Origin of the sequence: Rhizobium sp. BT04, assembly GCF_030053135.1 — a bacterium.
Lineage (GTDB): Bacteria > Pseudomonadota > Alphaproteobacteria > Rhizobiales > Rhizobiaceae > Rhizobium > Rhizobium binxianense.
Genome location: NZ_CP125652.1, coordinates 4,520,153 through 4,545,727 on the forward strand (window position 1 = coordinate 4,520,153; position 25,575 = coordinate 4,545,727).

The following is a 25,575-nucleotide window of genomic DNA, read 5'->3' on the forward strand; positions in this document are numbered from 1 at the left end:
GTGGTGCTTGAGATAATGGCTATCGCGACGGATCAAAACTAATGATTTCCCCATCAGCGCGCGCCGTGTCTATCCTTTGCCTTTGCTCATCCGGAATGGTGGAAGATGTTCGATTATTCGCTCGCGCACTGGTTTGCATTTCTGTCGGCGTCGGTTTTGCTCAATCTCTCGCCCGGCCCTGACATCGCCTTCATCCTCGGTCATACGATGAGAGGTGGAAAGCGTGCCGGTTTTTCCGCGCTGTTTGGCGTCTGGTCCGGCGCCTGCTTGCACGTGCTGATGGCAGCGCTCGGCCTCTCCGCCGTGCTTGCCGCTTCCGCCGTCGCCTTCTCCGCGGTCAAGTGGATCGGCGCCGCCTATCTCGTCTGGCTGGGTATCCAGGCCTTGCGTGCCGGCGGCGGCAATGGATTGATAAAGGCTGCCGGTGAAGAAATGTCGGTCGCAAGGATCTACCGGCAGGGAATTCTGGTGTCGCTGCTCAATCCGAAGGTGGCGATATTCTTCCTGGCCTTCCTGCCGCAATTCGTCGTCGAAGGGGCAGGGCCGGCATGGGCCCAACTCATGCTGCATGGTGGGCTCATCATTGTCGTCGCTGCCTTCATCGAACCGCCGCTCGTCCTTCTCGGAGGACGCCTTGCCGATACACTCAGGCATAATCAGAAAATCGGGCTATGGCTGGATCGCGGCCTCGGCGCGCTTTTCCTGGCGCTCGGCGTCCGGCTTGCGCTCAGCAGCCGCTGAGAGGAGCTTATTCCTCGGCGACATAGCGCCGCTCGTGGCGCAGCCCCATGCTGGTCAGGATCTCGTATCCGATCGTGCCTGCCGCCCGCGCTACCTCGTCGAGGGCCATGTTCTTGCCGAACAGCTCGACATAGTCTCCGGCGCGCACCGCATTCTCAGGCAGGTCGGTGATGTCGAAGATCGTCAGGTCCATGGTGATCCGTCCGGCAACCGGAACCTTGTGTCCGGCGATGAAACCTTGTCCGCCTTGCGGCACCACCTGGCGCAGCGGCACGCCGCCGCTCGACTGGCTGCGCATATAGCCGTCGGCATAGCCGGCCGAAGCGATCGCCAGCCGGCTGTCGCGGCGAAGCTGCAGCGCCCGCCCGTAACTGACGGTCTCGCCGGCCTCGACGCTGCGCACCTGGATGATGCGCGCTTCCGCGGTCGCGACCGGCCGCATCGGGTTCGCTAGGCCGTTGACTGCCTCGCCGCCATAAAGCGCGATGCCGGGCCGCGTCAGGTCGAAGTGATAATCTTCGCCAAGAAAAATGCCGGCCGAGGCGGCAAGACTTGAATCGATGCCTTCATAGGCGGCGCTAACCCTGTGGAATGATTCGAGCTGCCGCCGGTTCATCGCATGGCTGGGATCGTCGCCGCAGGCGAGGTGGCTCATGACCAGCACCGGCGCGAAACTCGCCGGCCGCGAGACGTCGTCGGCGAGCGCGATCGCATCGTCGATATGCAGTCCCAGCCGATTGAAGCCGGTATCGACATGCAGCGCGCAGGGGTAGTCGCCGTAATCGGCAAGCACCGCCATCCAGAAGGCGAGCTGCTCGTCGGAGGAAATCACCGGCACCAGATCATTGTCGAAGAAGCGCCGCTCGGTGCCCGGCCATATGCCCGACAGCACGAAGATGCGCGCCTCGGGCGCATAGAGGCGAAGGGTGACGCCCTCGTCGACGGTGGCAACGAAGAAGTCGCGGGTGCCTGCCATATAGAGCGCTTCGCCGGCATCCTCGATACCCATGCCATAGGCATCCGCCTTGACGACGGCAGACGTGCGCGCAGCACCGGAGCGGCGCGCCATATCACGCCAGTTCTCGGTCAAGGCGGTCAGGTCGACGGTCAGCCGCAGGCCTGCCGAGGCAAAATTGTCGTCTTCGGGTGCGTCGAAAAATTCGCTCATGATCCACATCGAAAAGAGGCCGGAGAAGGAATCTCCGGCCAGTCTAGAGGTCAAAGGTGTCGGGGGAAAGTCCGGCCGCTGCGTTGCAGCACTGGCCCACGATCAATGCTCTTCATATTGGGTGAAGGAGGGATCGGCGAGATCGGCAAAGCGGGTGAACTCCGCCTGGAAGGCGAGCTTCACCGTGCCGGTCGGTCCGTGGCGCTGCTTGGCGATAATGACGTCGGCCGTGCCTTTCACCTTGTCGAACAGCGCTTCCCATTCCGGATATTTCGGATCGTGAATGTCGCGCGGCTCCTGGTTCTTGACGTAATATTCCTCGCGGAACACGAAGAGCACGACGTCGGCGTCCTGCTCGATCGAGCCGGATTCGCGAAGGTCGGACAGCTGCGGCCGTTTGTCGTCGCGGCTTTCGACCTGACGCGAGAGCTGCGACAGCGCGATGATCGGAACGTTGAGTTCCTTGCCGAGTGCCTTCAGGCCGGTGGTGATCTGGGTGATTTCCTGCACGCGGTTGTCGCTTGACTTGCCCGAGCCGGTCATCAGCTGCACGTAGTCGACCACCAGTACGTCGAGGCCGCGCTGGCGCTTGAGGCGGCGCGCGCGCGCCGAAAGCTGGGCGATCGAGATACCGCCGGTCTGGTCGATATAGAGCGGCACCTTCTGCATCATCATCGAGCAGGCGACGAGCTTTTCGAAATCGGCATCGTTGATGTCGCCGCGGCGGATCTTCGAGGAGGAGACTTCCGTCTGCTCGGAGATGATACGGGTGGCGAGCTGTTCGGACGACATTTCGAGCGAATAGAAGCCGACGACGCCGCCGTTCTTGGCCTTCATGCTGCCGTCCGACTGGACCTCGCCCTCGTAGGCGGCGGCGATATTGTAGGCGATGTTGGTGGCCAGCGAGGTCTTGCCCATGCCCGGGCGTCCGGCGAGCACGATCAAGTCCGAACGCTGCAAGCCGCCCATTTTGGAATCCAGCGAATGGATGCCGGTGGAAATGCCGGAAAGCCCGCCGTCACGCTCCTTGGCGACGGCCGCCATGTCGATCGCCAGCGCAACCGCATCGTTGAAAGCCTGGAAGCCGCCGTCGTAGCGGCCGTTCTCCGCCAGTTCGAAAAGGCGGCGTTCGGTATCCTCGATCTGCGACTGCGGCGGCATGTCGAGCGGCGCGTCATAGGCGATGTTGACGACATCCTCGCCGATGGTGATCAGCGCCCGGCGCAGCGCCAGATCGTAGATCGCCCGGCCGTAATCCTCGGCATTGATGACGGTGACGGCGTTGCTGACGAGGCTCGCCAGATATTGCGAAACCGTCATGTCGCCGACCTTCTCGTCGGCCTTCAGGAAGGTCTTGATCGTCACCGGATTGGCGATCTTGCCCATGCGGATGATATCGCCGGCAACCTCGAAGATCTTCCGGTGCAGCGGTTCGTAGAGATGGATCGGCTTCAGGAAGTCCGACACCCGGTAATAGGCGTCGTTGTTCATCAGGATCGCACCCAGAAGCGCTTGCTCGGCTTCGATATTGTTGGGTGCTTCGCGATAATGCTGCTCCGACGGAGCAACAGCTGCAATCTTTCGAGCGGCGTCGTTCATCATCATCCGTTCTGTCTTTTTCCAGTTCCGGATTTGCAATTCCGGACGCGAAAATCAAGAGGCTGCGAAAGGAGCGGGGGCTCGCTTCGCTTAAATCCTGAACGCTGTGCACATTGTTCGACTTCTCCACAGTCCTGGGCGTCACAAAGGAGAAATACTGGCAGTGTCACCCGCACGACACGGTATGGGGCCGACTCAGTCTATCCGTTTCGCAGAACTTTATCTTAGCGCAATGCGATAAGACTCGCAGCAAAACAACCGTAGAATCCCCAACGAAAAAGCCCGGCGCGGTGGCCGGGCTTTCCTCTCGTGGATTGCTCCGGCGAGAATTATGCTTCGTCTTCGTCGACGCCGTCGGCTTCCGGATCGAAGAAGTCCTCAGGACGCAGCGCGTCTTCGTCGACGCCGTAGATCGCGTCGACCGAGGTGAGCTCTTCGCCCTTGGCCTGGCGCTCTGCCTCTTCGGCGGAGCGGGCAACGTTCAGCTCGACGTGGATTTCGACTTCGGCGTGCAGCTGCAGCTCGACCTTGTGCAGGCCGATCGCCTTGATCGGCGTGTTGAGGTGAACCTGGTTGCGGCCGATGTTGAAGCCTTCGGCGGCGAGGATCTCGACGACGTCACGGGCAGCGACCGAACCATAGAGCTGGCCGGTTTCGCCGGCGGAACGCACGACGATGAAGGACTTGCCGTCGAGAACGTCGGCGACCTTCTGGGCTTCCGATTTGCGCTCGAGGTTGCGGGCTTCGAGCGTCGCGCGCTCGGCTTCGAAGCGGGTCTTGTTGGCGGCGTTGGCGCGCAGCGCCTTGCCGAGCGGCAGCAGGTAGTTACGGGCAAAGCCGTCGCGAACCTTTACGGTTTCGCCCATCTGGCCGAGCTTGGAGATGCGTTCGAGGAGGATGACTTCCATTTTCTTTTTCCTTTCTTGTGTCTCAGATTTTCGTGTCGGATTGTTTGGGGGCATCAGCATCTTTCGTCGGGGTCAGCGCGATCGCCTTGCGCGTATCGCTGAGACCGAGAACGAGGATGAGGAGAGCTGGCAGCAGCATGAGCATCGAGGCCAGGTAGCTGAGGATGAGGGCCGGCAGGCGCCAGTCCTTGCCGCGCGTGCGGAAATGTAGCGAGGCGAAACCGGACAGCATGAAGCCGGCGCCGAAAGTCCCGATCACAGTCGCCCCGACCAGTGCCGGAACGCCGCCGAAGAAGCATGCGGCAAGCCCGGCGAGGAAGATGAAGATCGAGTTGCGGTTCATGCGCAGCGACGAGGGAATGTCCTCGCGCGGGCGAAGGCCGCGGCCGGACGCAGCAACGATGCGCACGGCGAAATAATACGCGGCAAACAGCATGGAGACCCACATGCCGCCCTGCAAAGCCGGCAGCATCAGCAGGATCAGCGATTTGGTCTGTGCGGTCGCTGTCGGATCTGGCATGAATTCCGGCTGCTGCTGCTTGAGCGAGGTGATCAGCAGATCGACGATCGGATCGGTGATCTCGGGCCCGTAGCTGATCATCACGCCGATGACGATGACGGCGATCGTCACCAGGCCGCAGAGATGCAGCAGGATATCGGAGAGCGGATACCAGGCAAGCAGATGGTCGGGGCCGCCGAGTTCGGAGGCGGGCCGCGCCAGATTGGCAAGGTGGCTAAGCCAACCGGCCGGCAGCAGCGTCACCAGCGTCATGATCAGCGCGAAGGAAGGCGAGATGAAGATTGCGCCGAGTGCCGCAGCGGTAGCGACGGCCGAAACGGCGGCAGCATTGCCCCATCCGAGCCCGACGATCAGGATCGGCAGGGCCGAGGCCGTATAGAGCAGCGCGCTGAAAAACGACGGCTGCATGCTCGCGCCCAGCACCAGCAGGGCGGCGGTCAATCCGGCGAGTGCGCCGATCAGCAGCGTTCTAAGGTTCGGTCGTTTCAAGGTCGCTGTCCTGCTTCATCAAGCAGTTAGAGGATGTTGCTGAATCGAATTCAGAAACGTCTCAACATGGGTTTTAAGAGTTCCGATCCGCGCCCATCGCGGAAGGGAGAAGGGAAGGCACGAATGCCTTCCCTCATTGGTGGTCACGTCAGCCGATCAGGCGACGACGTAGGGCAGCAGGCCGAGGAAACGGGCGCGCTTGATCGCCTGGGCGAGTTCGCGCTGCTTCTTCTGGGAAACGGCCGTGATGCGGGACGGAACGATCTTGCCGCGCTCGGAAATGTAGCGCTGCAGCAGGCGTACGTCCTTGTAGTCGATCCGCGGTGCGTTGGCGCCGGAGAACGGGCAGGTCTTGCGGCGGCGATGGAACGGGCGGCGGACCGGAGCGGAGGAAGTTTCAGACATATCTCGGATCTCCCTTATACACGGTCTTCGCGCGGACGGCGCGGACGGTCGTCACGGTCGCCGAAGCCACCTTCACGCGGCGGACGCGGGCCACGATCACGATCGCCGAAGCCGCCTTCACGCGGGCCACGGCCGCCTTCGCGCGGACGGTCGTCACGGTCGCGCTTCTGCATCATGGCAGACGGACCTTCTTCATGCTTCTCGACGGCGATCGTCATGTAGCGAAGAACGTCTTCGCTGATGCGCATCTGACGTTCCATTTCCTGGACGGCAGCAGCCGGTGCATCGATGTCCATCAGGGCGTAGTGCGCCTTGCGGTTCTTCTTGATGCGATAGGTGAGGGACTTGAGGCCCCAGTTCTCGATACGCCCGACCTTACCGCCGTTAGCTTCGATCACACCCTTGTACTGTTCTACGAGGGCATCGACCTGCTGAGCGGAAATATCCTGCCGGGCAAGGAATACATGTTCATAAAGAGCCATGACAGCTTTGCCTTTCTTGCGTTTGGTTCAACCCGATATTCGGCGGCTAAGCCTCAACGACTGCTCCTGATTGGGCGGACCCAGGCAAGAAAGCGTTTTCCGAGACGGTCGAGAGCGGAGACACGGGAGGCTGGAACGCTTCCGTTCCGAACGATTTCCACGGGGAAACCGGCCCTCCGTTCAGCCACCAGCCAGAAGACCGGGTTAACGAACAGGGCGGCTTATACGGATTTTTTGGGCAAAGGCAAGCGCAATCGGACCCGACGCAAACCGATGGTTGGCGTCGGGGGCGTTACGGCAATATGATCACAGCGTCAGCGGATACTGCCGGTGCACCTTGGCGATCTCCGCCAGCACCTCGTGCGAAAGCGTCAGGTCGGCCGCGCCGATATCGATTTTCAACTGCTCCATCGACGTCGCGCCGATGATGGCGGAGGCCATGAAGGGTCTGGACAGGCAAAAGGCGAGCGCCATGGCCGCCGGGTCGAGACCGAAGGTTGCCGCGATCTGCAGATAGGCTTTGGTCGCCGGCTCCTGCAGCGGCTGCAGGCGGCCGCCGATATCGTGGTTGATCGAACCGCGCGAACCCTTCGGCCTGCCGCCATCGACATATTTGCCGGTCAGGATGCCGCCGGCGAGCGGCGAATAGGCGAGCAGCCCGACATCCTCGTGATGCGAGAGTTCGGCGAGATCGAGGTCGAAATGGCGGTAGAGGAGATTGTATTCGTTCTGGACGCTGGCAACGCGTGGCAGGCTTTTCTGTTCGGACAGCGTCAGGTATTTCTGGATGCCCCAGGTGGTTTCGTTGGAAAGCCCGATCGCCCGGATCTTGCCTTCCTGCACCAGCGCGCCGAGCGTTTCCAGGATGTCGAGCATATTGGCGACGGTCTTGTCGCGATCCTGGTTGAAGGGATTGTAGCTCCAGTTCTGGCGGAAATGGAAATGGCCGCGGTTCGGCCAGTGGATCTGGTAGAGGTCGACGTATTCGGTCTTCAGCCGCGTCAGGCTGGCCTCGAGCGCCAGGCGGATATTCTTTGCATCCGCGCCTTCGCCGCCGCGTATATAGTCGCGGCCCCGGCCGGCGACCTTGGTGGCGAGCACGATATCTCCACGCTTGCCGGTCTTCTTGAACCAACTGCCGATATAGTCTTCAGTCCAGCCCTGTGTTTCGGGCGAAACCGGGGTGGTTGGGTAGAGTTCGGCGGTATCGAAGAAATTGACGCCCTTTTCGACGGCGTAATCCATCTGCGCATGCGCGTCGGTTTCGCTGTTCTGCGAGCCCCAGGTCATGGTGCCCAGGCAAATCTCTGAAACGGAAATGTCGGTGCGGCCTAGCGAATTGTACTTCATGAGAAAACCTTGGGAGCGAGGTGAAGGCTTGGGAGGGCCTGCGCAAATCTAGGCTCGATTTGGCAGAGCGCAAGAGCAAAAACCTGGCTTTTGTGCGCGTGCGAAAGGCTTTGCGGAGAATGAGCCGCCACTTGACTCTGCCGGAAAGAATGTCAATTGGAGGCAAAACAGCCTCAAGGGGCGCAATCAGGGGCATGAGCCAGGGACATGAGCATGACCATCGCTTTCACTTTTCCCGGTCAGGGCAGTCAGGCCGTCGGCATGGGCAAGGACTTGGCCGAGAATTTCGCCGAGGCCCGCGCCGTTTTCGACGAGGTCGATGAGGCGCTCGGTGAAAAGCTTTCGGACGTCTTGTTCAATGGTCCCGAGGAGACCTTGACCCTGACGGCGAACGCCCAGCCGGCGTTGATGGCCGTCTCGATCGCCGTCGTCCGCGTGCTCGAAGCCAAAGGGCTGGATCTGAAGTCCAAGGTCGCCTACGTCGCCGGCCACTCGCTCGGCGAATATTCGGCACTCTGCGCCGCCGGCACCTTTTCGCTCGCCGATACCGCGCGACTCCTGCGCATTCGCGGCAATGCCATGCAGGCCGCCGTCCCCGTCGGCGTCGGCGCCATGGCCGCGATTATCGGCCTCGAACATGCCGACGTTATTGCCGTCTGCGAGGCAGCGGCGGCCATCGGCGCCTGCCAGATCGCCAACGACAATGGCGGCGGCCAGATCGTCATATCAGGCGAGAAGGCAGCCGTCGAAAAGGCCGCCGGCCTTGCGACCGACAAGGGCGCCAAGCGCGCCATCCTGCTGCCGGTTTCCGCTCCCTTCCATTCCAAGCTGATGGCGCCGGCGGCCGAGGCCATGCGCGCGGCACTGGCAACGGTCGCCAAGTCCGATCCCGTCGTGCCCCTCATCGCCAATGTCCGCGCGGCCCCGGTGACCGGCGCCGACGAGATCGCCCGTCTCCTTGTCGAGCAGGTGACCGGTCAGGTCCGCTGGCGCGAGACGGTGGAATGGTTTGCCGGCAATGGCGTGACGACGCTCTATGAACTCGGCTCCGGCAAGGTGCTGACCGGCCTTGCCCGCCGCATCGACAAGACGATCAACGGCATCTCCGTCAACGGTCCGGCGGATATCGACGCGACTGTTGCCGCCCTCACGGCCTGATTGGTATCTCCAGATATAAGGAACGTTTCCATGCTCGATCTTTCCGGCCGCAAGGCTCTCGTCACCGGCGCATCGGGTGGTATCGGCGAGGAAATCGCCCGCCTTCTTCATAAGCAGGGCGCCATCGTCGGCCTGCACGGCACCCGCGTCGAGAAGCTGGAAGCGCTGGCGGCCGAACTCGGCGAGCGCGTCAAGATTTTCCCGGCCAACCTCTCCGACCGTGACGAGGTCAAGGCGCTCGGCCAGAAGGCCGAAGCCGAACTCGAAGGCGTCGACATCCTCGTCAACAATGCCGGCATCACCCGCGACGGCCTGTTCGTGCGCATGAGCGACGAGGATTGGGACGCCGTTCTCGAAGTGAATCTGACGTCGACCTTCCGCCTGACGCGCGAATTGACGCATCCGATGATGCGCCGCCGCTATGGCCGCATCATCAACATCACCTCCGTCGTCGGCGTCACCGGCAATCCGGGCCAGGCCAATTACTGCGCCTCCAAGGCGGGCATGATCGGCTTCACCAAGTCGCTCGCGCAGGAAATCGCCACCCGCAACGTGACGGTCAACTGCGTGGCGCCCGGCTTCATCGAGAGCGCCATGACCGGCAAGCTGAACGACAAGCAGAAGGAAGCGATCATGGGAGCGATCCCGATGAAGCGCATGGGCACGGGCGGCGAGGTCGCTTCGGCGGTCGCTTATCTTGCCTCTTCCGAGGCCGCTTACATGACAGGCCAGACGCTGCACGTAAACGGCGGCATGGCGATGATCTGAAACGACAAACTGTCGGCGTGGGAATAATTCCGCCAATAGCATGTTGAGCAATCACGAACCGTTGATTTTCTGGCTTTGCGGCAGACATAAAGCATGTTAAGCGGGCCATGACTGTGAACAGTCGTCCCGAGAAAGCAGACGGACCGGCGGGCTTTTTGCAAGCCTGGGACATCTCTGAAGCCGGGTAAACGAGTTTGCCGAGGATGTCTGAAAACATCGCAGGCTGAAACAGGGTAAGGGTGCCGCAACGGCATTCCGATCAGGACATAAGGTCGAGGAAACCGACATGAGCGATATCGCAGAACGCGTAAAGAAAATTGTTATTGATCATCTTGGCGTCGATGCCGACAAGGTCGTCGAGAGCGCCAGCTTTATCGACGATCTGGGCGCTGACTCGCTCGACACGGTCGAACTTGTCATGGCTTTCGAAGAAGAATTCGGCGTTGAAATTCCTGACGACGCTGCCGACTCGATCCTGACGGTCGGCGATGCCGTGAAGTTTATCGAGAAGGCCCAGGCCTGATCCTGTAATTTTGAGAAAGGGCGGGCCTGGAGTCCGCCCTTTTCTTTTCGGCATATTTCTCCATAGAACATAAGAGACGGGGGAAAGCACGCGATGAGACGTGTCGTCATCACCGGTACCGGCATGGTATCACCCTTGGGATGCGGAACAGAGGTGACCTGGTCCCGGCTGCTTGCCGGCCAGAACGGCGCCCGCCTCGTCACCGAATTCGAAGTCGACGACCTTCCCGCCAAGATCGCCTGCCGTATTCCCGTCGGTGACGGCACCGACGGCACCTTCAATGTCGATCAGTGGATGGAGCCGAAAGAGCAGCGCAAGGTCGATCCCTTCATCATCTACGGCATGGCCGCCGCCGACATGGCGCTTGCCGATGCCGGCTGGCACCCCGAAACCGATGAGGAGCAGATCGCCACCGGCGTGTTGATCGGCTCCGGCATCGGCGGCATCGAAGGCATCGTCGAGGCGGGTTATACCCTGCGCGACAAGGGCCCGCGCCGCATCTCCCCCTTCTTCATTCCCGGCCGCCTGATCAACCTGGTCTCCGGCCAGGTCTCGATCCGCCACAAGCTGCGCGGCCCCAATCATTCGGTCGTCACCGCCTGCTCGACTGGCGCGCATGCGATCGGCGATGCCGCGCGGCTGATCGCGCTGGGTGATGCCGACGTCATGGTCGCCGGCGGCACAGAATCTCCCGTCAGCCGCATTTCGCTTGCCGGCTTTGCCGCCTGCAAGGCGCTGTCGACCCAGCACAACGACGACCCGCAGAAGGCGTCGCGCCCCTATGACCGCGACCGTGACGGCTTCGTCATGGGCGAGGGCGCCGGCATCGTCGTGCTCGAGGAACTGGAACACGCCAAGGCGCGCGGCGCCAGGATCTATGCCGAAGTCGTCGGCTACGGCCTGTCGGGTGATGCCTATCACATCACCGCGCCCTCCGATGACGGCGAGGGCGCCGGCCGCTGCATGGCGATGGCGCTGAAGCGCGCCGGCCTGACGCCGGCCGATATCGATTATATCAACGCCCACGGCACCTCGACCATGGCCGACACGATCGAACTCGGCGCTGTCGAGCGACTGGTCGGCAACGCGGCGTCGAAGATCTCTATGTCCTCGACCAAGTCGGCGACCGGACACCTTCTCGGCGCTGCCGGCGCGATCGAGGCGATCTTTACCACGCTCGCCATCCGCGACAATGTCGCGCCGCCGACGCTCAATCTCGACAATCCCGAGCGTGAGACGGCGATCGATCTTGTTCCGCACAAGGCGCGTGAGCGAGAAATCAATGTGGCGCTGTCCAACTCGTTCGGATTCGGCGGCACGAATGCATCGCTCGTCCTGCGCCGTTACGCGCAATAAGAGCCCTGCGCGCGGTGTAACGGGTGTGTCCCTTACGCCGCAAGGGCCGGTTCTCTGTGTTGCGTAGCACGGCGTGCGGGAGCATAACGACCGGCAACGGCGCCGTTGAACGGCGGCAGAACCTGCTTTTGCCGCATTGCTTCGCGAAATAGCGAAGTGAGGGTCAAGTTTTAGAGGATTGCCGGTGAGCGATACGACGAACCAGAGCAACGATACCCCGCAAGGCGAGAACGACCGGCAGGCGCAGAAGGGACCGATCATCCCGAAGTCGCCGAGCGAAGCCCTGCGTCCGGAGCGCGTTCCGGAGCCGCCGAAACGCTCCAAGAAAGCCCGCGGCCAGGTCGTTCTTTTCCTGAACTTCATCATGACGATGGCGGTTCTGGTCTGCGTCGTCGCCGTTATCGGCTTCTACTATGCCACATCGACCTATCGGAGCCCCGGTCCGCTGCAGACCAACACCAATTTCATCATCCGCAATGGCGCGGGTCTGGCCGAAATCGCCTCGAACCTCGAGCGCAACGCGATCATCAGCGATGCCCGCATCTTCCGCTATCTCACGGCAACGCATCTTTCTGCCGGTGAAAGCCTGAAGGCCGGTGAATATGAGATCAAGGCCGGAGCCTCCATGAGCGATATCATGGAGCTTCTGAAATCGGGCAAATCCATTCTCTATTCGGTTTCCTTCCCTGAGGGCCTGACGGTCCGCCAGATGTTCAACCGCATGCTGGAGGATAAGGTGCTTGAGGGCGATCTGCCGGCCGCCCTTCCGCCCGAGGGCAGCCTGCGCCCGGATACCTATAAGTTCTCGCGCGGCACCAAACGCTCGGAAATCATCCAGCAGATGGCGGCGGCCCAGCAGAAAATCGTCGATCAGATCTGGGACAAGCGCGACTCCTCGCTGCCGTTGCGGTCCAAGGAGGAATTCGTCACACTTGCCTCGATCGTCGAAAAGGAAACCGGCGTTGCCGACGAGCGCGCTCATGTCGCCTCCGTTTTCCTCAACCGGCTCGGCAAAGGCATGCGCCTGCAGTCCGATCCGACGATCATCTACGGTCTCTTCGGCGGCGACGGCAAACCGGCCGACCGGCCGATCTACCAGTCGGACCTGAAGCGCGACACACCATACAATACCTATGTCATCAAGGGTCTGCCGCCGACGCCGATCGCCAATCCTGGCAAGGATGCGCTGGAAGCCGTCGCCAATCCCTGGAAGACGCAGGATCTCTATTTCGTTGCCGACGGCACCGGTGGCCATGTTTTCGCCGCGACGCTCGAGGAGCACAATGCCAACGTCAAGCGCTGGCGCAAGCTCGAGGCCGACAAGGGCTCGGACCCGAACATCGCAGTCGACGGCCAGCCGGAAGAACAGCCGGCCGATAGCGGCGCGACCGTCGTGCCGCCGAAGAAAAAGAAAATCAACTGATACTTTCTGGAGGCTCGCATGGCTTTGCAGTCCATGACCGGTTTTGCGCGACGCGAGGGAACGAGCGGCCGCTGGCGCTGGGCATGGGAATTGCGCTCGGTCAACGGCAAGGGCCTTGACCTGCGGCTGCGCCTGCCACCCGGCCTCGAACGCATGGAGGCAGAGGTCCGCCGCCTGGCCGGCGAAAGCTTCAGCCGCGGCAACCTGCAGGCATCGCTATCCGTCACCGCCGACGAGAACCGCTTCGAGGCCGTGTTGAACAGGCAGGCGCTCGCCGCCGTGCTGGCCATGCGCGAGCAACTGGACGGAACAATCGACCCGTCACCGCTGAAGCTCGATACGCTGCTTCTGGTGCGCGGCATCGTCGAATTCCGCGAAAGCGAGGATGGCGAGGAGGCGCTCGCCGCCCGTGATGCCGAGATCGCTGCCGGCCTGCTCGCCGCGCTTTCCGATCTCAGAGCGATGCGGGAACAGGAAGGGTCGGCGCTGACCCGCATCCTGCTCGACCATGTCACGACGATCGAAGGCCTGACACGAGCGATCGAGGCCGATCCCTCACGTTCGCCGCAGGAGATCGCCGCGCGGCTTGCCGCGCAGGTTGCGATGTTGATGGACGGCACGGCGGCGCTCGACCGCGACAGGCTGCATGCCGAAGCCGCATTGCTGGCGACCAAGGCGGATCTGCGCGAGGAAATCGATCGTCTGAAGGCGCATGTCGCCGCAGCGCGCGATCTCTTGGTGAAAGATGGTCCGGCCGGCCGCCGGTTGGATTTCCTTGCACAGGAATTTAACCGCGAATCGAATACCATCTGCTCGAAGTCGAATGCCTCGGCGGTCACCGCTGCCGGCATCGAGTTGAAAGTCGTGATCGACCAGTTCCGCGAGCAGGTCCAGAATTTGGAGTAAGACATGAAACCGGCGAAATCCTCGCCCGTGCAGATCGCCCGCCGCGGTCTGATGCTTGTCATCTCGTCGCCGTCAGGCGCCGGCAAGTCCACCATTGCGCGCACGCTGCTGGAGACCGACAAGAATATCGGCCTTTCCGTCAGCGTCACCACGCGCCAGCGCCGTCCGAGCGAGGTCGAGGATGTGCACTACCACTTCAAGAGTGTGCGCGAGTTCGAGCGGCTGCGCGATAGCGACGCACTGCTCGAATGGGCCGAGGTGCACGGCAATTTCTACGGCACGCCGCGCGAGCCTGTGGAGCAGGCCATGGCCGAAGGCCGCGACATGCTCTTCGACATCGACTGGCAGGGCGCCCAGCAATTGCAGGAGAAAATGTCTGCCGACGTGGTCTCGATCTTCGTGCTGCCGCCGACCATGACCGAGCTGCAGTCGCGGCTGCACCGCCGCGCCGAGGATTCCGAGGAGGTCATCCAGACCCGCCTCGCCAATAGCCGCGCCGAGATCGCCCACTGGCGCGAATACGACTATGTCATCGTAAACGACGATCTCAACGCCGCCCTCGATGCCGTCCAGTCGATCGTCAAGGCCGAACGCCTGCGCCGCGACCGCCGCCATGGCATGTTCGATTTCGTCCGTGAACTGCTGGAAGAGACGCCGAGCCTTTAAAGGCTGTTTGCCAGAAGGCAGAATTCCTCGACGGACAGGGTTTCGGCCCGCCGCGCCGGATCGATCCCGGCCTTGACGAGCAGGCGCTCGCCGCCGAGCGGCTTCAGGCTCTGACGCAGCATCTTGCGACGCTGGCCGAAGGCCACCTGCGTCACCTTTTCCAGATCGGCGACAGCGCAGGGGATCGGGTTTCTCCGGGGTGTCAGATGCACGACCGTCGACGTTACCTTCGGCGGCGGCGTGAAGGCTTGCGGCGGCACGTCGAAGGCCATGCGAGCCTCCGTCCGCCAGCCGCAGAGCACGCCGAGGCGGCCGTAATGGTCGTCGTCTTCGCCGGCGACGATACGTTCGCCGACTTCCTTCTGAAACATCAGCGTCAGCGACTGCCAGAAGGGCGGCCAGGCTTTCGGCAGCAGCCAGTTGACCAAAAGCTGCGTGCCGACATTGTAGGGCAGGTTGGCAATGATCTTGATCGGGCCTTCCGGTGCCAATGCCTCGAAATCCGTCTTCAGCGCATCGCCTTCGACGACTTCCAGCCGGCCGGGATAGTGATCGGCGATCTCGGCAAGCGCCGGCAGGCAGCGGGCATCGCGCTCGATGGCGATGACCTTCCGGGCGCCGAGCGCCAGGATCGCCCGCGTCAGTCCGCCGGGGCCAGGGCCAACCTCGAAGACGGTTGCCTCTTCGAGCGCGCCGGCCGTGCGGGCGATCTTCTGCGTGAGGTTGAGGTCGAGCAGGAAGTTCTGCCCGAGCGCCTTGCGGGCATCGAGGCCGTGACGCTGGATGACGTCGCGAAGCGGCGGTAGACCATCGAGTGCTGCCATTAGCGGCGGCTTTCCGCACTGCGGCCGAGCTGGGCGGCGAGCTTCAGCGCCGCAACGAGGCTCTGCTCGCGCGCCAGCCCCTTGCCGGCAATGCCGAAAGCGGTGCCGTGATCCGGCGAGGTGCGCACGAAGGGAAGCCCGAGCGTCACGTTAACGCTGTCGTCGAAGCCGAGTGCCTTGGCCGGGATCAGCGCCTGATCGTGATACATGCAGACGGCGACGTCATATCGCGTCCGCGCTTCGTCATGGAACATCGTGTCGGCGGGCAGGGGGCCGATCGCATCGATGCCCTCGTCGCGCAGGCGTTCGATCGCCGGGCGGATGACATCCTCGTCCTCCTTGCCGATCGTGCCGTCTTCGCCCGCATGCGGGTTGAGGCCGGCGACAGCCAGCCGCGGCGCCTCGATGCCGAAGCGCTGCCTCAGGTCTTCATGGGCGATCCGGCAGGTGTCGACAATCAGTTCGCGCGTCAGCGCCTGCGGCACGTCCCGGATCGGAATGTGGATGGTGACCGGGATGGCCCGGAGCTTTGGTCCGGACAGCATCATGACAGGCGTCACCGGCTTGCCGGTCGCCCTGGCGGCGAGATCGGCGAGAAATTCGGTATGGCCGGGAAACCGGAAGCCCGCCTCATAGAGCACGGCCTTGGCGATCGGGTTGGTGACGACCGCCAGCGCCTCGCCGTCGATGACGAGCGACACGGCTTTTTCGATCGCCGCGATCGTGCCCTTCGCCGTTGCCGCATGCGGCTCGCCGGCCACCACTTCGATGCCAACAGGCACCGTCATGACGGGCAGCGCGTCGCCGAACATGCCGGCGGCCTCGCTGGCTCTATCGGTCTCGCGGATCGTAACCGCCAGATTGAGCTGGCGCGCTCGCAACGCCAATACGCCGGGATCGCCGATCAGGAAGAAAGGCGGCAGCCCGAGTTCGCGCCGCCGGAGCCAGGCCATCAGGGTAATATCCGGCCCGATGCCGGCGGGGTCGCCCTGGCTCAGCGCGAGCGGTCGCGAAAACGGTATCGTCATTGTCGGTCAACGATAGGCGATCTGCGCCTTCTTGCGCAGTTCATCCAGGTACTTCTTGCTGTTTTCGTTTTCCGGGCTGGCGTCCTTGCCGGCCTTGGACTTGCCGAGGTCCTCCTGGCGGAAAACCATTTCGGCCGCCTGGTCGTCGGAAACCTGGCGCTGGCTGCAAATTGCCAGATATTCGACGCCCTTGTCGGTGACGCGGGTGCCTGTCGTATTCCCCTTGGCCTGCTCGACCAGCGGCTTCCAATCCGGCGGGATCTCGGGGGCGAGCATGCGGCCGAGATCGCGCACGGAAACGTCGCGCATCGTCGCAGCAAAGACCTTTGCCTGATCGCAGCCGGGAAATTTCGAGCGCGACGCCTCGGCTTCACCCTTGCGCTTGCCGGTGATGGCGTTGCGCTTGGCTTGCGGAATGACGAAGATGACCTGCTGCAGCATATATTCGGTCGTCACCGGCTTCTGCTTGTTATTCTGCATCATGCGCGAGACGAGGTCATAGTTCGACAGCCGCGCGGTCGAACCGTAGCGCGCGTTGACGACCCGCGGCCAGCTCATCTGCACGGCGATGAAACCCTTGAAATGGTCGACGCCGACGCCGGCACGATCGAGGATCTGTGACATCTGTTCGACGGAAAGCTTGTTGCCACTCGAAAAACGGGCGAAAGACGCGTCGACGTCCTGCTGCGAAACCGACATATGGACGCGGGCGACCTCCTGGCGCTTGAGCGCCTCGTCGATCAATTGCTCCTCGGCAGCCTTGGCGTCGGCCTTGGTATGCTGCAGGCGCAGAAAGGCCTGACGCTTGGCGACATCGCCGCTGGTGATGGCCGTGCCGTTCACCACGGCCTTGACCTCACTTGCCGCAAGCGCTGGAGCGGCAACCCCCGTCAGCAAGGCAAGCGCCGCCCCGGCGAGGAAGGTGGTTATAGCTTTTTTCGCGTCAATCATCCGTTGACCTCCCGATAGCGCCGCGAGACGTTGTTCGCGGCGTTCTTACCACAGTGCGAGACACGCGGAAATCGCTTCCGTCACGGCGCGAAACCCCTATGCCTCAGATATCGACTGGCGGCAATGTCCTGCACAGGCTTACGGCGAAAGAATGGCTTCAGGCCATGTTTGCGCCGCCCGCCCGTCACTCGAGGGTGTCGGTGCCGATCTTGATGTCGCCGAGCGTGCGGAAGGTCAGCCGCGCGCCGATCGTCCAGTCGCTTGCCGTCTCGTCGTCGGAATCCCTGCTGTCTGTATAGGCGATCGTGAAGATCGTGCATTCGTCGTCATAGGAGAGGCCAAGCGTCCGGCGGCTGATCACATCATTGTTCAGATCCCAGGCGATGCCGCCGAAGATCGACCAGTAATCCTTGAATTTGACCTTGCCGTTCGTCTGGACCTCGTCCTTGTCCTCGTCGAAGCCATATTCCGGCTGGGCGCTGAGATGGGTGAAGGTCACCTGCGAAGAGAAGGTGTCGTTCTGGTAAGCCGTCGTCAGGTCGCCGCGGCGGAACTCGAAATCCTTCTCGTCGAGGCGGTAGGAGGCCGTCATCGAAACGCCGTACGGTGTCTCGATGCCGCCGAGGCCGACATAGTCGGAGCGCGTGGTTTCAAGACCCGAATCCGCGCCGACATTGACGAGATCATCGGTCGCAAACGAGTTCTGGCCGGCGATCTGGTAGGATTGGCCGAAGATGCCGTGCAGCTTGTAACCGCTATCAAACGTACCGGTATACTGGACGCCGAGATTGGCACGCGTACCGCCTTCGACACGGTCGTAGCCCGAGAATTTGTCGCGGTCGAACAGTGAGGTGGCGTCGAAGACGAAGCTCTGCGCATCCTCGTTTGGCAGGCGGCCTGCGAGCTGCTCGTCGGGGCGGGCATAGATCTGTGCGATCGGCTCGAGGATATGGGTGCTATTATCCGTCGTCATCAGGATCGGATAGCGCATCTCCAGCCCGGCCGTGAACATCGAGCGGGTGGCGGAATTGCCGTCGATATAGTTGCCGGTGTAGCCCGTGGGGTCGTCCATGTTCAACGCGAAGGCGTCGCCGCGCGCAGCCAGCAGCGGCGTGATGACCAGGCCGGTCGGCGTGACATAGGTGCGCTTCCACTGCAGTTCGCCGGTCAGTCGCGACGTCTGGCCCTTCAGGCCGCGGAAGCGGTCGAACCCGTCGACGGTATAGAAGTCGTCATGGGTGCGCGAAATATTCGTCAAGTTGACGTCAGCCGACAGTTCGCCGCCTGCAAGCGGCTGCGGTGCCACATAGTGATAGTCCATCGCGGGATAGACGATCGCCTGCTGTTTTTCGGCGGTGTTGGTCCGATCGGCATCCTGGACGTCGAAATAGAACGCCCGCATGTCGAAATAATTGCGTTTCCCAAGTCCCGTCAGGTAGATCTGGTTGGTACGATCCGTGCCGCTCAGACCGCGCAGCTTGTAGGTCTTCGAGAAATTGTTGTCGCTCTGCATCATGACGTCCCAGCCGAACGTCCAGCGGGGATTGATGCGGAATTCGGCCTTCGACGCCACCATGCCACGCTGGCTGGCTTCGGCATCGCTGGTGCCTGAGCTGAAATTGTCCGGCTTTGCCTGGTCGATGCCGGCGACGCGCAGGATATGCGTGCCATTTTCGAAGCGCTGGCGGAATTCGCCTTCGACGAGGAAGCCCTGGGCGGTGTAGCCGGTGGTGGTGACCGTCGCGTCCATGCTCGGCGAGATCACGTAATAATAAGGAACGGAAAGACCGAAGCCGAGATTCTGCGACAGGCTCATCGTCGGGAAGAGAAAGCCCGACTTGCGCTTCACCGTATTGTCGGGAACCTCGATGAATGGCAGGAAGGCGATCGGATAACCGAGCAGCTCGAAGCGCGCACTCTCCAGACGGATCGTGTGCGTCACGCCGTTCTGGATCACGCGCTTGGCCTTGACCTGCCAGAAAGGTGCGCGCTTCGGATCTTCGGCGCAGGGAAGGCAGGCCGTGTAGACGCCCTTGTTGAGAATCATCATCGTGCCGCCGACGCGCTGGCCGGATTCGGCAACGATGCGGGTATTGTCTGATGTCTCGATGCGCAACGAGTTCAGGAACCCGTCGGCAAAATTGTCGGTCACGTCAAGGTTGTCGGCATAGATACGATTGCCGTCCGGGCTGACCAGCTCGACATTGCCGAGCGCCATCATCCGGCCGGTCTTCTGATTGTACTCGACCTTCTGGGCGACCATTTTATAGCCGCCATAGTTGATCTGCACGCCGCCGACCGCCGACACCAGGTCGGCGTCACGGTTATAGACGAGTTCATTGGCCGAAAGCAGAAGCTTCGCGCCTTCGGGAATCTTCTTCTCTATATTTTGTTCGGGCGCGCTGGCCTGGCCGTAGGAGGCCGAGACACTGCCGAAATAGGAATATAAAGCCGCACCGACAAGCAGGGCAACCAACTGTTTACTAAAATACTTGCGGTCGCCTGCCGCCACTAGCCGTCCTCCTGATGAAGCAGAATAGTCGCACCCAAGGCCAGCGCGACGACCACCGGTATCCACGTCGCCACGAAGGGAGGCACGACTCCACTGCTTCCGAATGCCTTTACAAGCACGGTGATGACATAAAGCATGAAGCCCGAAAGGATGCCACCCAGAATCACGGAGCGGGATTGGTTGAACCGGCTAAATTTTAGGGACACTGTTGCAGCAATGAAAGTCATGGCCACCAGCAGCAATGGCTGGGACAACAGGGAGTTGAATTGCGTCTCCAGCGCCTTGGTGGAGATACCGAAGGATTTGGCCGCGGCAATGCGGTTGGAAAGGTCAAAGAAACCAATTGTTTCCGGCGCCGTCAGCCGCTCCTGGACGAAGTCCTGTTTCAGATTGGTGCGAAGTTGAACCGAAGCTTTACGCACGGGGATTTCGCCAGGCTTGCGCTCGACAACGTTGTTAAGTTGCCAGTAACCATCTTCCAATTTTGCCGTCGCGGCGTCCTGTCTCAGAATGACCTGACCGCTTGAATCGAAATGGATCAGCACGGCGTCGATCAGCTTGGTTCCGTTCTCCTGAACCGTCTGGGCGCCGATGATCACATCGTCCCGGCCGCTGATCTGGCGCAGCCACGGAATCTGCGGCGCCTTGCGCAGAACCGCATTCTCGCCGCGCCAGTCGGATTCGACCAGCAGCGCCTGGCGCTGTCCCCAGGCGGCAAGCGGGTTGAGCGCCGTCATCGTCAGCAGGCCGAGCAGCAGCGAGCCGGCGATGAAGGGGAACATGAACTGCCAGACCGAAATGCCGGCGGCGCGCGTGACGACGAGCTCATATTTGCGGTTGAGTCCGATCAGCACCGTCATGCCGACGAACAGCGCGATGAAGGGCACGGTCTGCTGCAGGATGAGCGGCAGGCGCACGGCGGTCATCAGGATGCCGCCGCCGATCGTGTAGCCGGGCAGGCCGGACATGCGGCCCGCCGTCTCGCTGAAGTCGAGGAGGAAAGAAATCGCCGAGACGCCGATCAGGAACCAGCCCATCGTCACCAGGTAGCGGCGAAAGAAATAACGCGACAATGTCCCGAACATCATTGGGCCGCATCCCTGCCGGTCCTGCCGGTAGCCGCAAGCAGCCTTTCCTGCATTCGTCTCCAGAAAGACGACATCCGGTCCCGAAGGAACGACGGCATGGCCAGTCGTTTGTGCAGGCCGAGGAAGACGATCGAGATGATGCTGCTGACGATCGGGATGGCGTAGAGGACGGCGATATATTCAGGATCGGTGTCGATCTGATTGGCCGCGTAGAAAGCCGCCCATCTGAGCGCGAAGGCATAGGCGAGCGCGCTCACCATCGGATGCAGCCGCGCTTCACGGTGCGAGCGCGCATCGCCGGCGATCGCCAGGGAAAACAGGGCAAAGACGACAGGCAGGATCCAGTCCGTCAGCCGGCGATGCAGTTCGGCGCGATAGCTCTGCGGCCGGATCGTATAGTCCTTGTCGGCTGGATCCGGATTGAGCAGGAACCACAGGTCACGGTCGCTGGCGCGCAGCGTCGCCTGGCCGCGATTCTCGGTCATGTCGGAGAGGTCGAAGGAATAGGAATCGAAATTGATCACCGAGACGTTGCCGTCAGGCGTTTTGCGGTGCACTTCGCCCTCATGCATGATCAGCGTCGTGCCCGTATCGTCGACGGCGCCTTCCTTCGCATAATAGATCAGCTCGTAGGCCGGGTCGCGCTCGTCGGCGACGAAAAGCCCCTTCAGCATGCGCCCGGCCATTCGCTTCGAGATCTGCACATAAAGGCCTTCGTCAAGCTTGCGGAAGGTCTTTTCTTCGATCACCGAAGAGAGCAGGTCGGCATAGGTCTCGGCGATCATCTGGCGCACGACGGTTTTTGCGCGCGGCTCGACGACGTTGTCGACGAAGAAGGAAAACACGCTGACGACGGCCGCAAGCAGCAGGATCGGGCGGGTCAGCACGCTGCGCCTGGCTCCGGCGGCGTCGATGACGGTGAGTTCCGAATCGTTGTTCATCGTCGTCAGCGTCTGGGTGATCGCGATAACGAGGGCGAAGGGCAGGACAACAGGAATGATCGACGGCAGGATCATCGTCGCGAGCTTGGCGAACGAGCCGATCGACTGGCCGCTGTCGGTGACCAGGTTGATGCGCTGCAGAACCTGTGTCGTCCAAATGATCGCCAGAACGGGCAGGAGCGCCACGAGAAACATCTGGCCGACGCGCCGCAATATGTATGTCTCGAGTAGTTTCATGCCTGCCCTTGAAAGCACCTGCACGCCCAAATGGCTTTGCAGGAGAATCCCTCTACGCTCTTTGTCGTGCTTTTGCGACAAGCTGGTGTCAAAAATTCATTCAATTTTCAGAATTTTTTTGAGGCTGTTGCGACTCAGTTAACGCCAGCAAGGCGGCGAAGACGACAAGCGACGAAAGCCATCCGAGAACGACGTCGGAGAGGTAGTGCGCGCCGAAGGATAGCCGCATCGCCGGTGTGAGGATCGAGATCGCCGCCACGGGTGCTGCCAGTGCATAACGCAGGGATTTGGGAACGAAGAGCAGAAGGCAGAATAGCCAGCCGGCGCTCGCTGCCTCGCCTGAGATGAACGAGCAGTTCGAAACGCATTTTCCGGCAAGCGAACCGGCCTCGACGAAATGCAGCGCACCGCCGAAAATGTCCGTCTGTATCGGCCGCGGCCGACCCCAATGTTCCTTCAGGATCACGTTGACGAGCAGCACGGGGCCGATCAGCAGCGTTCCGAGGGCGACTTTCAGCTTGTTCGCCCGGTCGGCGTTGAAGGTCGCGCCATGCTGCTGGTAGCATTCGATGAGTTTCCACAGCATCACGATCGCCACGACATAGGGCAGGCGGAAGAACACGGTGCGCAGCAGGTCGAAGGTCGCGACGTCGCGGTAGGGAAAGCCGCCGCAGATGCTGCCGGCGGCAGTCGTATCGCAATCTGCACTGACGAAAAAAAGCTGGGAAAAATAGATGTCTATCCCGGGGAAGGCGCGAAAGACGGCAAGCAGCCCCCACCACGTCCAGAACAGCAGCATGGATACACCGAAAGTCGTTTTCGGCAGGCGGATTGCCAGGCCCCGCCGTGGATTTTTCGGAAAAATTGTCAACGCGAATATCTACGAAACTGACGAAAACAGGAGGGCCGTGATGGCCGCGGGGGACCATAACAATTGTCGCCAGCCATTGACAGACCCGCCAAACGCGAAATTATCCGCCAGGGACGGATTTCAAGAATCCCAGCGGAGAAGACATGTCAGCTAAGTTCGAAATTTCATTCTCAAAGTCGGCAAAGCTCAATGGCGGCCTGGCGATCTTGTTGAGGACCATAGACTCCGACAGTCCTGCGGGCGCCGAAACAGTCGATCCGGCCGGTGTGATCGCCAAGGCTGCCAGGATCGCCCGGTTCTCCGCGAAATCCATGAGCGTGCTCGATATTGTCGCCCCGGAAGGCGCGTCCGTCGAGCGCATCGTCGTCGTCGGGCTTGGCAAGGCCGCCGGCCTCACCACCCATGATTGGTTGAAGGCCGGCGGTACTGCGGCGGCGAGAATCAAGAATACCGACAAGGCCGCCGTCTTCATCGACGTGCCTGGTCTCGAGACAAGCGCGCGGGCGGCCGCCGATTTCGCCCTCGGCATGCTGCTGCGCGCCTATAGCTTCGATACCTACAAGACGAAGAAGGGTGACGACGAGGAAAAGCCGGCGAAGTCGGTCAAGGTGACGATCGTCACGGCCGATCCGGGTGCTGCCAAGAAGGCGTTTGCCGATTCCGAAGCGATCGCTAGCGGCGTCAATCTTGCCCGCGACCTCGTCAACGAACCGCCGAACGTGCTCGGCCCCGTCGAGTTCGCCGCCAAGGCGAAGGAGCTGGAAAAGCTCGGCGTCGAAGTGGAAATCCTGACCGAGAAGGAGATGCGCCGTCTTGGCATGGGCGCCCTTCTCGGCGTCGCCCAAGGCTCGGTGCGCCCGCCGCGCCTGGCGGTCATGCAGTGGAAAGGCGGCAAGGGCAAGGATCGTCCCATCGCCTTCATCGGCAAGGGTGTCGTTTTCGATACCGGCGGCATTTCGATCAAGCCGGCCGCCGGCATGGAGGACATGAAGGGCGATATGGGCGGTGCTGCAGCCGTCACCGGCCTCATGCACGTGCTCGCCGCCCGCAAAGCCGCCGTCAATGCCGTCGGCATCATCGGCCTGGTCGAGAACATGCCTGACGGCAACGCCCAGCGTCCGGGCGACATCGTCACCTCGATGTCCGGCCAGACGATCGAGGTGATCAATACCGATGCCGAAGGCCGCCTCGTGCTCTGCGATGCCCTCTGGTACTGCAATGATCGTTTCAATCCGCAGTTCATGATCAATCTCGCCACGCTGACCGGCGCGATCGTCGTGGCGCTCGGCAATGTGCATGCCGGTCTGTTCTCCAATGACGACCAGCTTTCCGCTCAGCTGACGGCAGCCGGCCTTTCCACGAACGAGAAGCTCTGGCGCATGCCGCTCGGCAAGGACTACGACAAGCTGATCGACAGCAAGTTCGCCGACATGAAGAACACCGGCGGCCGACAGGCCGGCTCGATCACCGCGGCGCATTTCCTCAAGCGTTTCGTCCAGGATACGCCCTGGGCGCATCTCGATATCGCCGGCACGGCGATGGGCTCGCCGCAGGATGAGATAAACCAGTCCTGGGGTTCCGGTTTCGGCGTGCGCCTGCTCGACGAGCTCGTTCGCGCCCATTATGAATCCTGATGACCGACGTTCTCTTTTATCATCTGACCGAAACCAGGCTGGAAGACGCGCTGCCGCCGCTGATCGACAAAAGCGTCGAGCGCGGCTGGCGCGTTGCCGTCCAGACGCGTGAGCCGGCGCGGCGCGATGCTCTTGATCAGCATCTTTGGACGTTTCGCGAGGAAAGCTTCCTGCCGCACGGCACCGACGAGAGCGATTTCGCCGAAAGCCAGCCGGTGCTTCTGACGGTGACATCGGACAATGCCAATGCGGCGACCGTGCGTTTCATCATCGACGGCGCCGAGCCGCCGCCGGTCGATGCCTATCAGCGCATCGTCTTCATGTTCGACGGCCACGACCAGGAGCAGTTGGAGGCGGCCCGTGCGCAATGGAAGAGGCTGAAAGGCGAGGGGCATAACCTCACCTATTGGCAGCAGACGCCGGAGGGGCGGTGGGAGAAGAAGGCGTAGAGCTTTTCTTTCGTCGAGGCAGAAGACGCTACTGCCTCGACCCTTTGTCGTCGTCGAGGTTCGTCAGGATATTGAGTGGCACGATCCCTGCCGCACCTTCCGAGGCGTTGAGCGCCTCCACCGCCAGAACCCAATCTCCCTGTGGACTGACGAAAGCGAAGGCCCATGCCCTGTCAGCAAAGGTGCTCACCGGGATTTCCGCCCAGCCCGCTTGATGGGCAAGGCGTTCGGCATAATAGGCCTTGATGGCCTGCGGGTCGGTGGTGCTGGCGAGATTGCGCGAAAGGACACGCACGGATTTCTCTCCAAACCGCCCTTCCAGTTGGTCCAGGATCTTGCGGGTAGCCTGCCAGTCCTGAGCATGGGTTGCCGATCCGAACGAATATTCCTCCGATCGGGAAACGCCGGGCGCGTCAGGAGGGATGGCGGGCTTGTCGTCCGAACACCCAGCAAGACTGGCAAGCGGCACCAGAACGGCGCCGATCGCCAAGCTGCGGAAAAATCGACCCTTGCGGCGGGTTTTGATGCTCATGTGCGGAGCCCCCGGAAACAGCTGTACGTCTGCAAGTCTTGCCGCT

General features: G+C 61.9%; 25 protein-coding genes. 10 read left to right on the top strand and 15 right to left on the bottom strand.

The window, feature by feature from the left end; genetic code table 11:
• Window positions 1–105 precede the first annotated feature (105 nt).
• Entirely contained in the window at window positions 106–741 is a 636-nt protein-coding gene (locus tag QMO82_RS30500) for a LysE family translocator (RefSeq protein WP_183606372.1), read from the top strand.
• 7 nt (window positions 742–748) lie between these two features.
• On the opposite strand, the gene alr is transcribed toward QMO82_RS30500, so the two are convergent.
• The 7 genes from alr to QMO82_RS30535 form a co-directional block, all read right to left on the bottom strand.
• Window positions 749–1,918, bottom strand: coding sequence for an alanine racemase (alr, locus tag QMO82_RS30505; RefSeq protein ID WP_183606670.1), 1,170 nt, complete (start codon window positions 1,916–1,918; stop codon window positions 749–751).
• Between the two features lie 93 nt (window positions 1,919–2,011).
• Window positions 2,012–3,508: a replicative DNA helicase gene (locus QMO82_RS30510; protein ID WP_183606671.1), complete on the bottom strand. Its 1,497-nt coding sequence runs from the start codon at window positions 3,506–3,508 to the stop codon at window positions 2,012–2,014.
• 329 nt (window positions 3,509–3,837) lie between these two features.
• A complete protein-coding gene (gene rplI, locus QMO82_RS30515) occupies window positions 3,838–4,416 on the bottom strand; it encodes a 50S ribosomal protein L9 (protein ID WP_049733920.1) in 579 nt (192 codons plus the stop codon).
• Window positions 4,417–4,438: 22 nt separating this feature from the next.
• Entirely contained in the window at window positions 4,439–5,425 is a 987-nt protein-coding gene (locus tag QMO82_RS30520; RefSeq protein ID WP_183606373.1) for a DUF2232 domain-containing protein, read from the bottom strand.
• A gap of 156 nt (window positions 5,426–5,581) precedes the next feature.
• On the bottom strand, window positions 5,582–5,830 hold the full coding sequence (rpsR, locus tag QMO82_RS30525; protein WP_003547038.1) for a 30S ribosomal protein S18: 249 nt from the start codon (window positions 5,828–5,830) through the stop codon (window positions 5,582–5,584).
• A gap of 14 nt (window positions 5,831–5,844) precedes the next feature.
• The gene (gene rpsF / locus QMO82_RS30530) at window positions 5,845–6,312 is read right to left on the bottom strand and encodes a 30S ribosomal protein S6 (protein WP_003547040.1); all 468 of its coding nucleotides are present in this window, start codon (window positions 6,310–6,312) and stop codon (window positions 5,845–5,847) included.
• A 306-nt stretch (window positions 6,313–6,618) separates the two neighbouring features.
• Window positions 6,619–7,662 (bottom strand): aldo/keto reductase, encoded by a 1,044-nt coding sequence (locus QMO82_RS30535; RefSeq protein WP_183606374.1) that lies wholly within the window; start codon window positions 7,660–7,662, stop codon window positions 6,619–6,621.
• Between the two features lie 213 nt (window positions 7,663–7,875).
• Between QMO82_RS30535 and fabD the strand changes: the two genes are divergently transcribed.
• The 7 genes from fabD to gmk all read left to right on the top strand — a co-directional run bounded on the left by fabD (window position 7,876) and on the right by gmk (window position 14,462).
• Window positions 7,876–8,820 (top strand): ACP S-malonyltransferase, encoded by a 945-nt coding sequence (fabD, locus tag QMO82_RS30540; protein ID WP_183606375.1) that lies wholly within the window; start codon window positions 7,876–7,878, stop codon window positions 8,818–8,820.
• 30 nt (window positions 8,821–8,850) lie between these two features.
• The gene (gene fabG / locus QMO82_RS30545) at window positions 8,851–9,588 is read left to right on the top strand and encodes a 3-oxoacyl-[acyl-carrier-protein] reductase (RefSeq protein ID WP_039618906.1); all 738 of its coding nucleotides are present in this window, start codon (window positions 8,851–8,853) and stop codon (window positions 9,586–9,588) included.
• Window positions 9,589–9,874: 286 nt separating this feature from the next.
• The gene (locus tag QMO82_RS30550) at window positions 9,875–10,111 is read left to right on the top strand and encodes an acyl carrier protein (RefSeq protein ID WP_003547058.1); all 237 of its coding nucleotides are present in this window, start codon (window positions 9,875–9,877) and stop codon (window positions 10,109–10,111) included.
• 93 nt (window positions 10,112–10,204) lie between these two features.
• Window positions 10,205–11,467 carry a beta-ketoacyl-ACP synthase II gene (fabF, locus tag QMO82_RS30555; protein WP_183606376.1) on the top strand — a complete coding sequence of 421 codons (1,263 nt, stop codon included), beginning with the start codon at window positions 10,205–10,207 and terminating at the stop codon, window positions 11,465–11,467.
• A 184-nt stretch (window positions 11,468–11,651) separates the two neighbouring features.
• Entirely contained in the window at window positions 11,652–12,890 is a 1,239-nt protein-coding gene (gene mltG / locus QMO82_RS30560) for an endolytic transglycosylase MltG (RefSeq protein WP_183606377.1), read from the top strand.
• Between the two features lie 18 nt (window positions 12,891–12,908).
• Complete coding sequence (locus QMO82_RS30565) at window positions 12,909–13,796, top strand: YicC/YloC family endoribonuclease (RefSeq protein ID WP_183606378.1); 888 nt, start codon at window positions 12,909–12,911, stop codon at window positions 13,794–13,796.
• 3 nt (window positions 13,797–13,799) lie between these two features.
• Window positions 13,800–14,462 (top strand): guanylate kinase, encoded by a 663-nt coding sequence (gene gmk / locus QMO82_RS30570; RefSeq protein WP_183606379.1) that lies wholly within the window; start codon window positions 13,800–13,802, stop codon window positions 14,460–14,462.
• Here gmk and rsmA read toward each other — a convergent pair.
• The 7 genes from rsmA to QMO82_RS30605 form a co-directional block, all read right to left on the bottom strand.
• Window positions 14,459–15,286, bottom strand: coding sequence for a 16S rRNA (adenine(1518)-N(6)/adenine(1519)-N(6))-dimethyltransferase RsmA (gene rsmA, locus QMO82_RS30575; RefSeq protein WP_183606380.1), 828 nt, complete (start codon window positions 15,284–15,286; stop codon window positions 14,459–14,461). The two genes, gmk and rsmA, sit on opposite strands and share 4 nt — an antisense overlap.
• A complete protein-coding gene (gene pdxA, locus QMO82_RS30580; protein WP_183606381.1) occupies window positions 15,286–16,314 on the bottom strand; it encodes a 4-hydroxythreonine-4-phosphate dehydrogenase PdxA in 1,029 nt (342 codons plus the stop codon). Before pdxA ends, rsmA begins: the two co-directional genes overlap by 1 nt.
• 6 nt (window positions 16,315–16,320) lie before the next feature.
• Entirely contained in the window at window positions 16,321–17,265 is a 945-nt protein-coding gene (locus QMO82_RS30585) for a peptidylprolyl isomerase (RefSeq protein WP_183606382.1), read from the bottom strand.
• A gap of 184 nt (window positions 17,266–17,449) precedes the next feature.
• Window positions 17,450–19,777 (bottom strand): LPS-assembly protein LptD, encoded by a 2,328-nt coding sequence (locus tag QMO82_RS30590; protein WP_183606383.1) that lies wholly within the window; start codon window positions 19,775–19,777, stop codon window positions 17,450–17,452.
• Window positions 19,777–20,865: an LPS export ABC transporter permease LptG gene (gene lptG, locus QMO82_RS30595; protein WP_097617538.1), complete on the bottom strand. Its 1,089-nt coding sequence runs from the start codon at window positions 20,863–20,865 to the stop codon at window positions 19,777–19,779. Before lptG ends, QMO82_RS30590 begins: the two co-directional genes overlap by 1 nt.
• Entirely contained in the window at window positions 20,862–22,043 is a 1,182-nt protein-coding gene (lptF, locus tag QMO82_RS30600) for an LPS export ABC transporter permease LptF (RefSeq protein ID WP_183606385.1), read from the bottom strand. Before lptF ends, lptG begins: the two co-directional genes overlap by 4 nt.
• Window positions 22,044–22,143: 100 nt before the next feature.
• Entirely contained in the window at window positions 22,144–22,914 is a 771-nt protein-coding gene (locus tag QMO82_RS30605) for a phosphatase PAP2 family protein (protein ID WP_183606387.1), read from the bottom strand.
• A gap of 143 nt (window positions 22,915–23,057) precedes the next feature.
• On the opposite strand from QMO82_RS30605, the gene QMO82_RS30610 reads away from it, so the two are divergent.
• A complete protein-coding gene (locus tag QMO82_RS30610) occupies window positions 23,058–24,548 on the top strand; it encodes a leucyl aminopeptidase (protein ID WP_183606389.1) in 1,491 nt (496 codons plus the stop codon).
• The gene (locus tag QMO82_RS30615) at window positions 24,548–24,997 is read left to right on the top strand and encodes a DNA polymerase III subunit chi (RefSeq protein WP_183606390.1); all 450 of its coding nucleotides are present in this window, start codon (window positions 24,548–24,550) and stop codon (window positions 24,995–24,997) included. The genes QMO82_RS30610 and QMO82_RS30615 overlap by 1 nt, the downstream gene beginning before the upstream one ends.
• Before the next feature lie 28 nt (window positions 24,998–25,025).
• On the opposite strand, the gene QMO82_RS30620 is transcribed toward QMO82_RS30615, so the two are convergent.
• Complete coding sequence (locus tag QMO82_RS30620) at window positions 25,026–25,529, bottom strand: hypothetical protein (protein ID WP_183606391.1); 504 nt, start codon at window positions 25,527–25,529, stop codon at window positions 25,026–25,028.
• Between the last annotated feature and the right edge of the window lie 46 nt (window positions 25,530–25,575).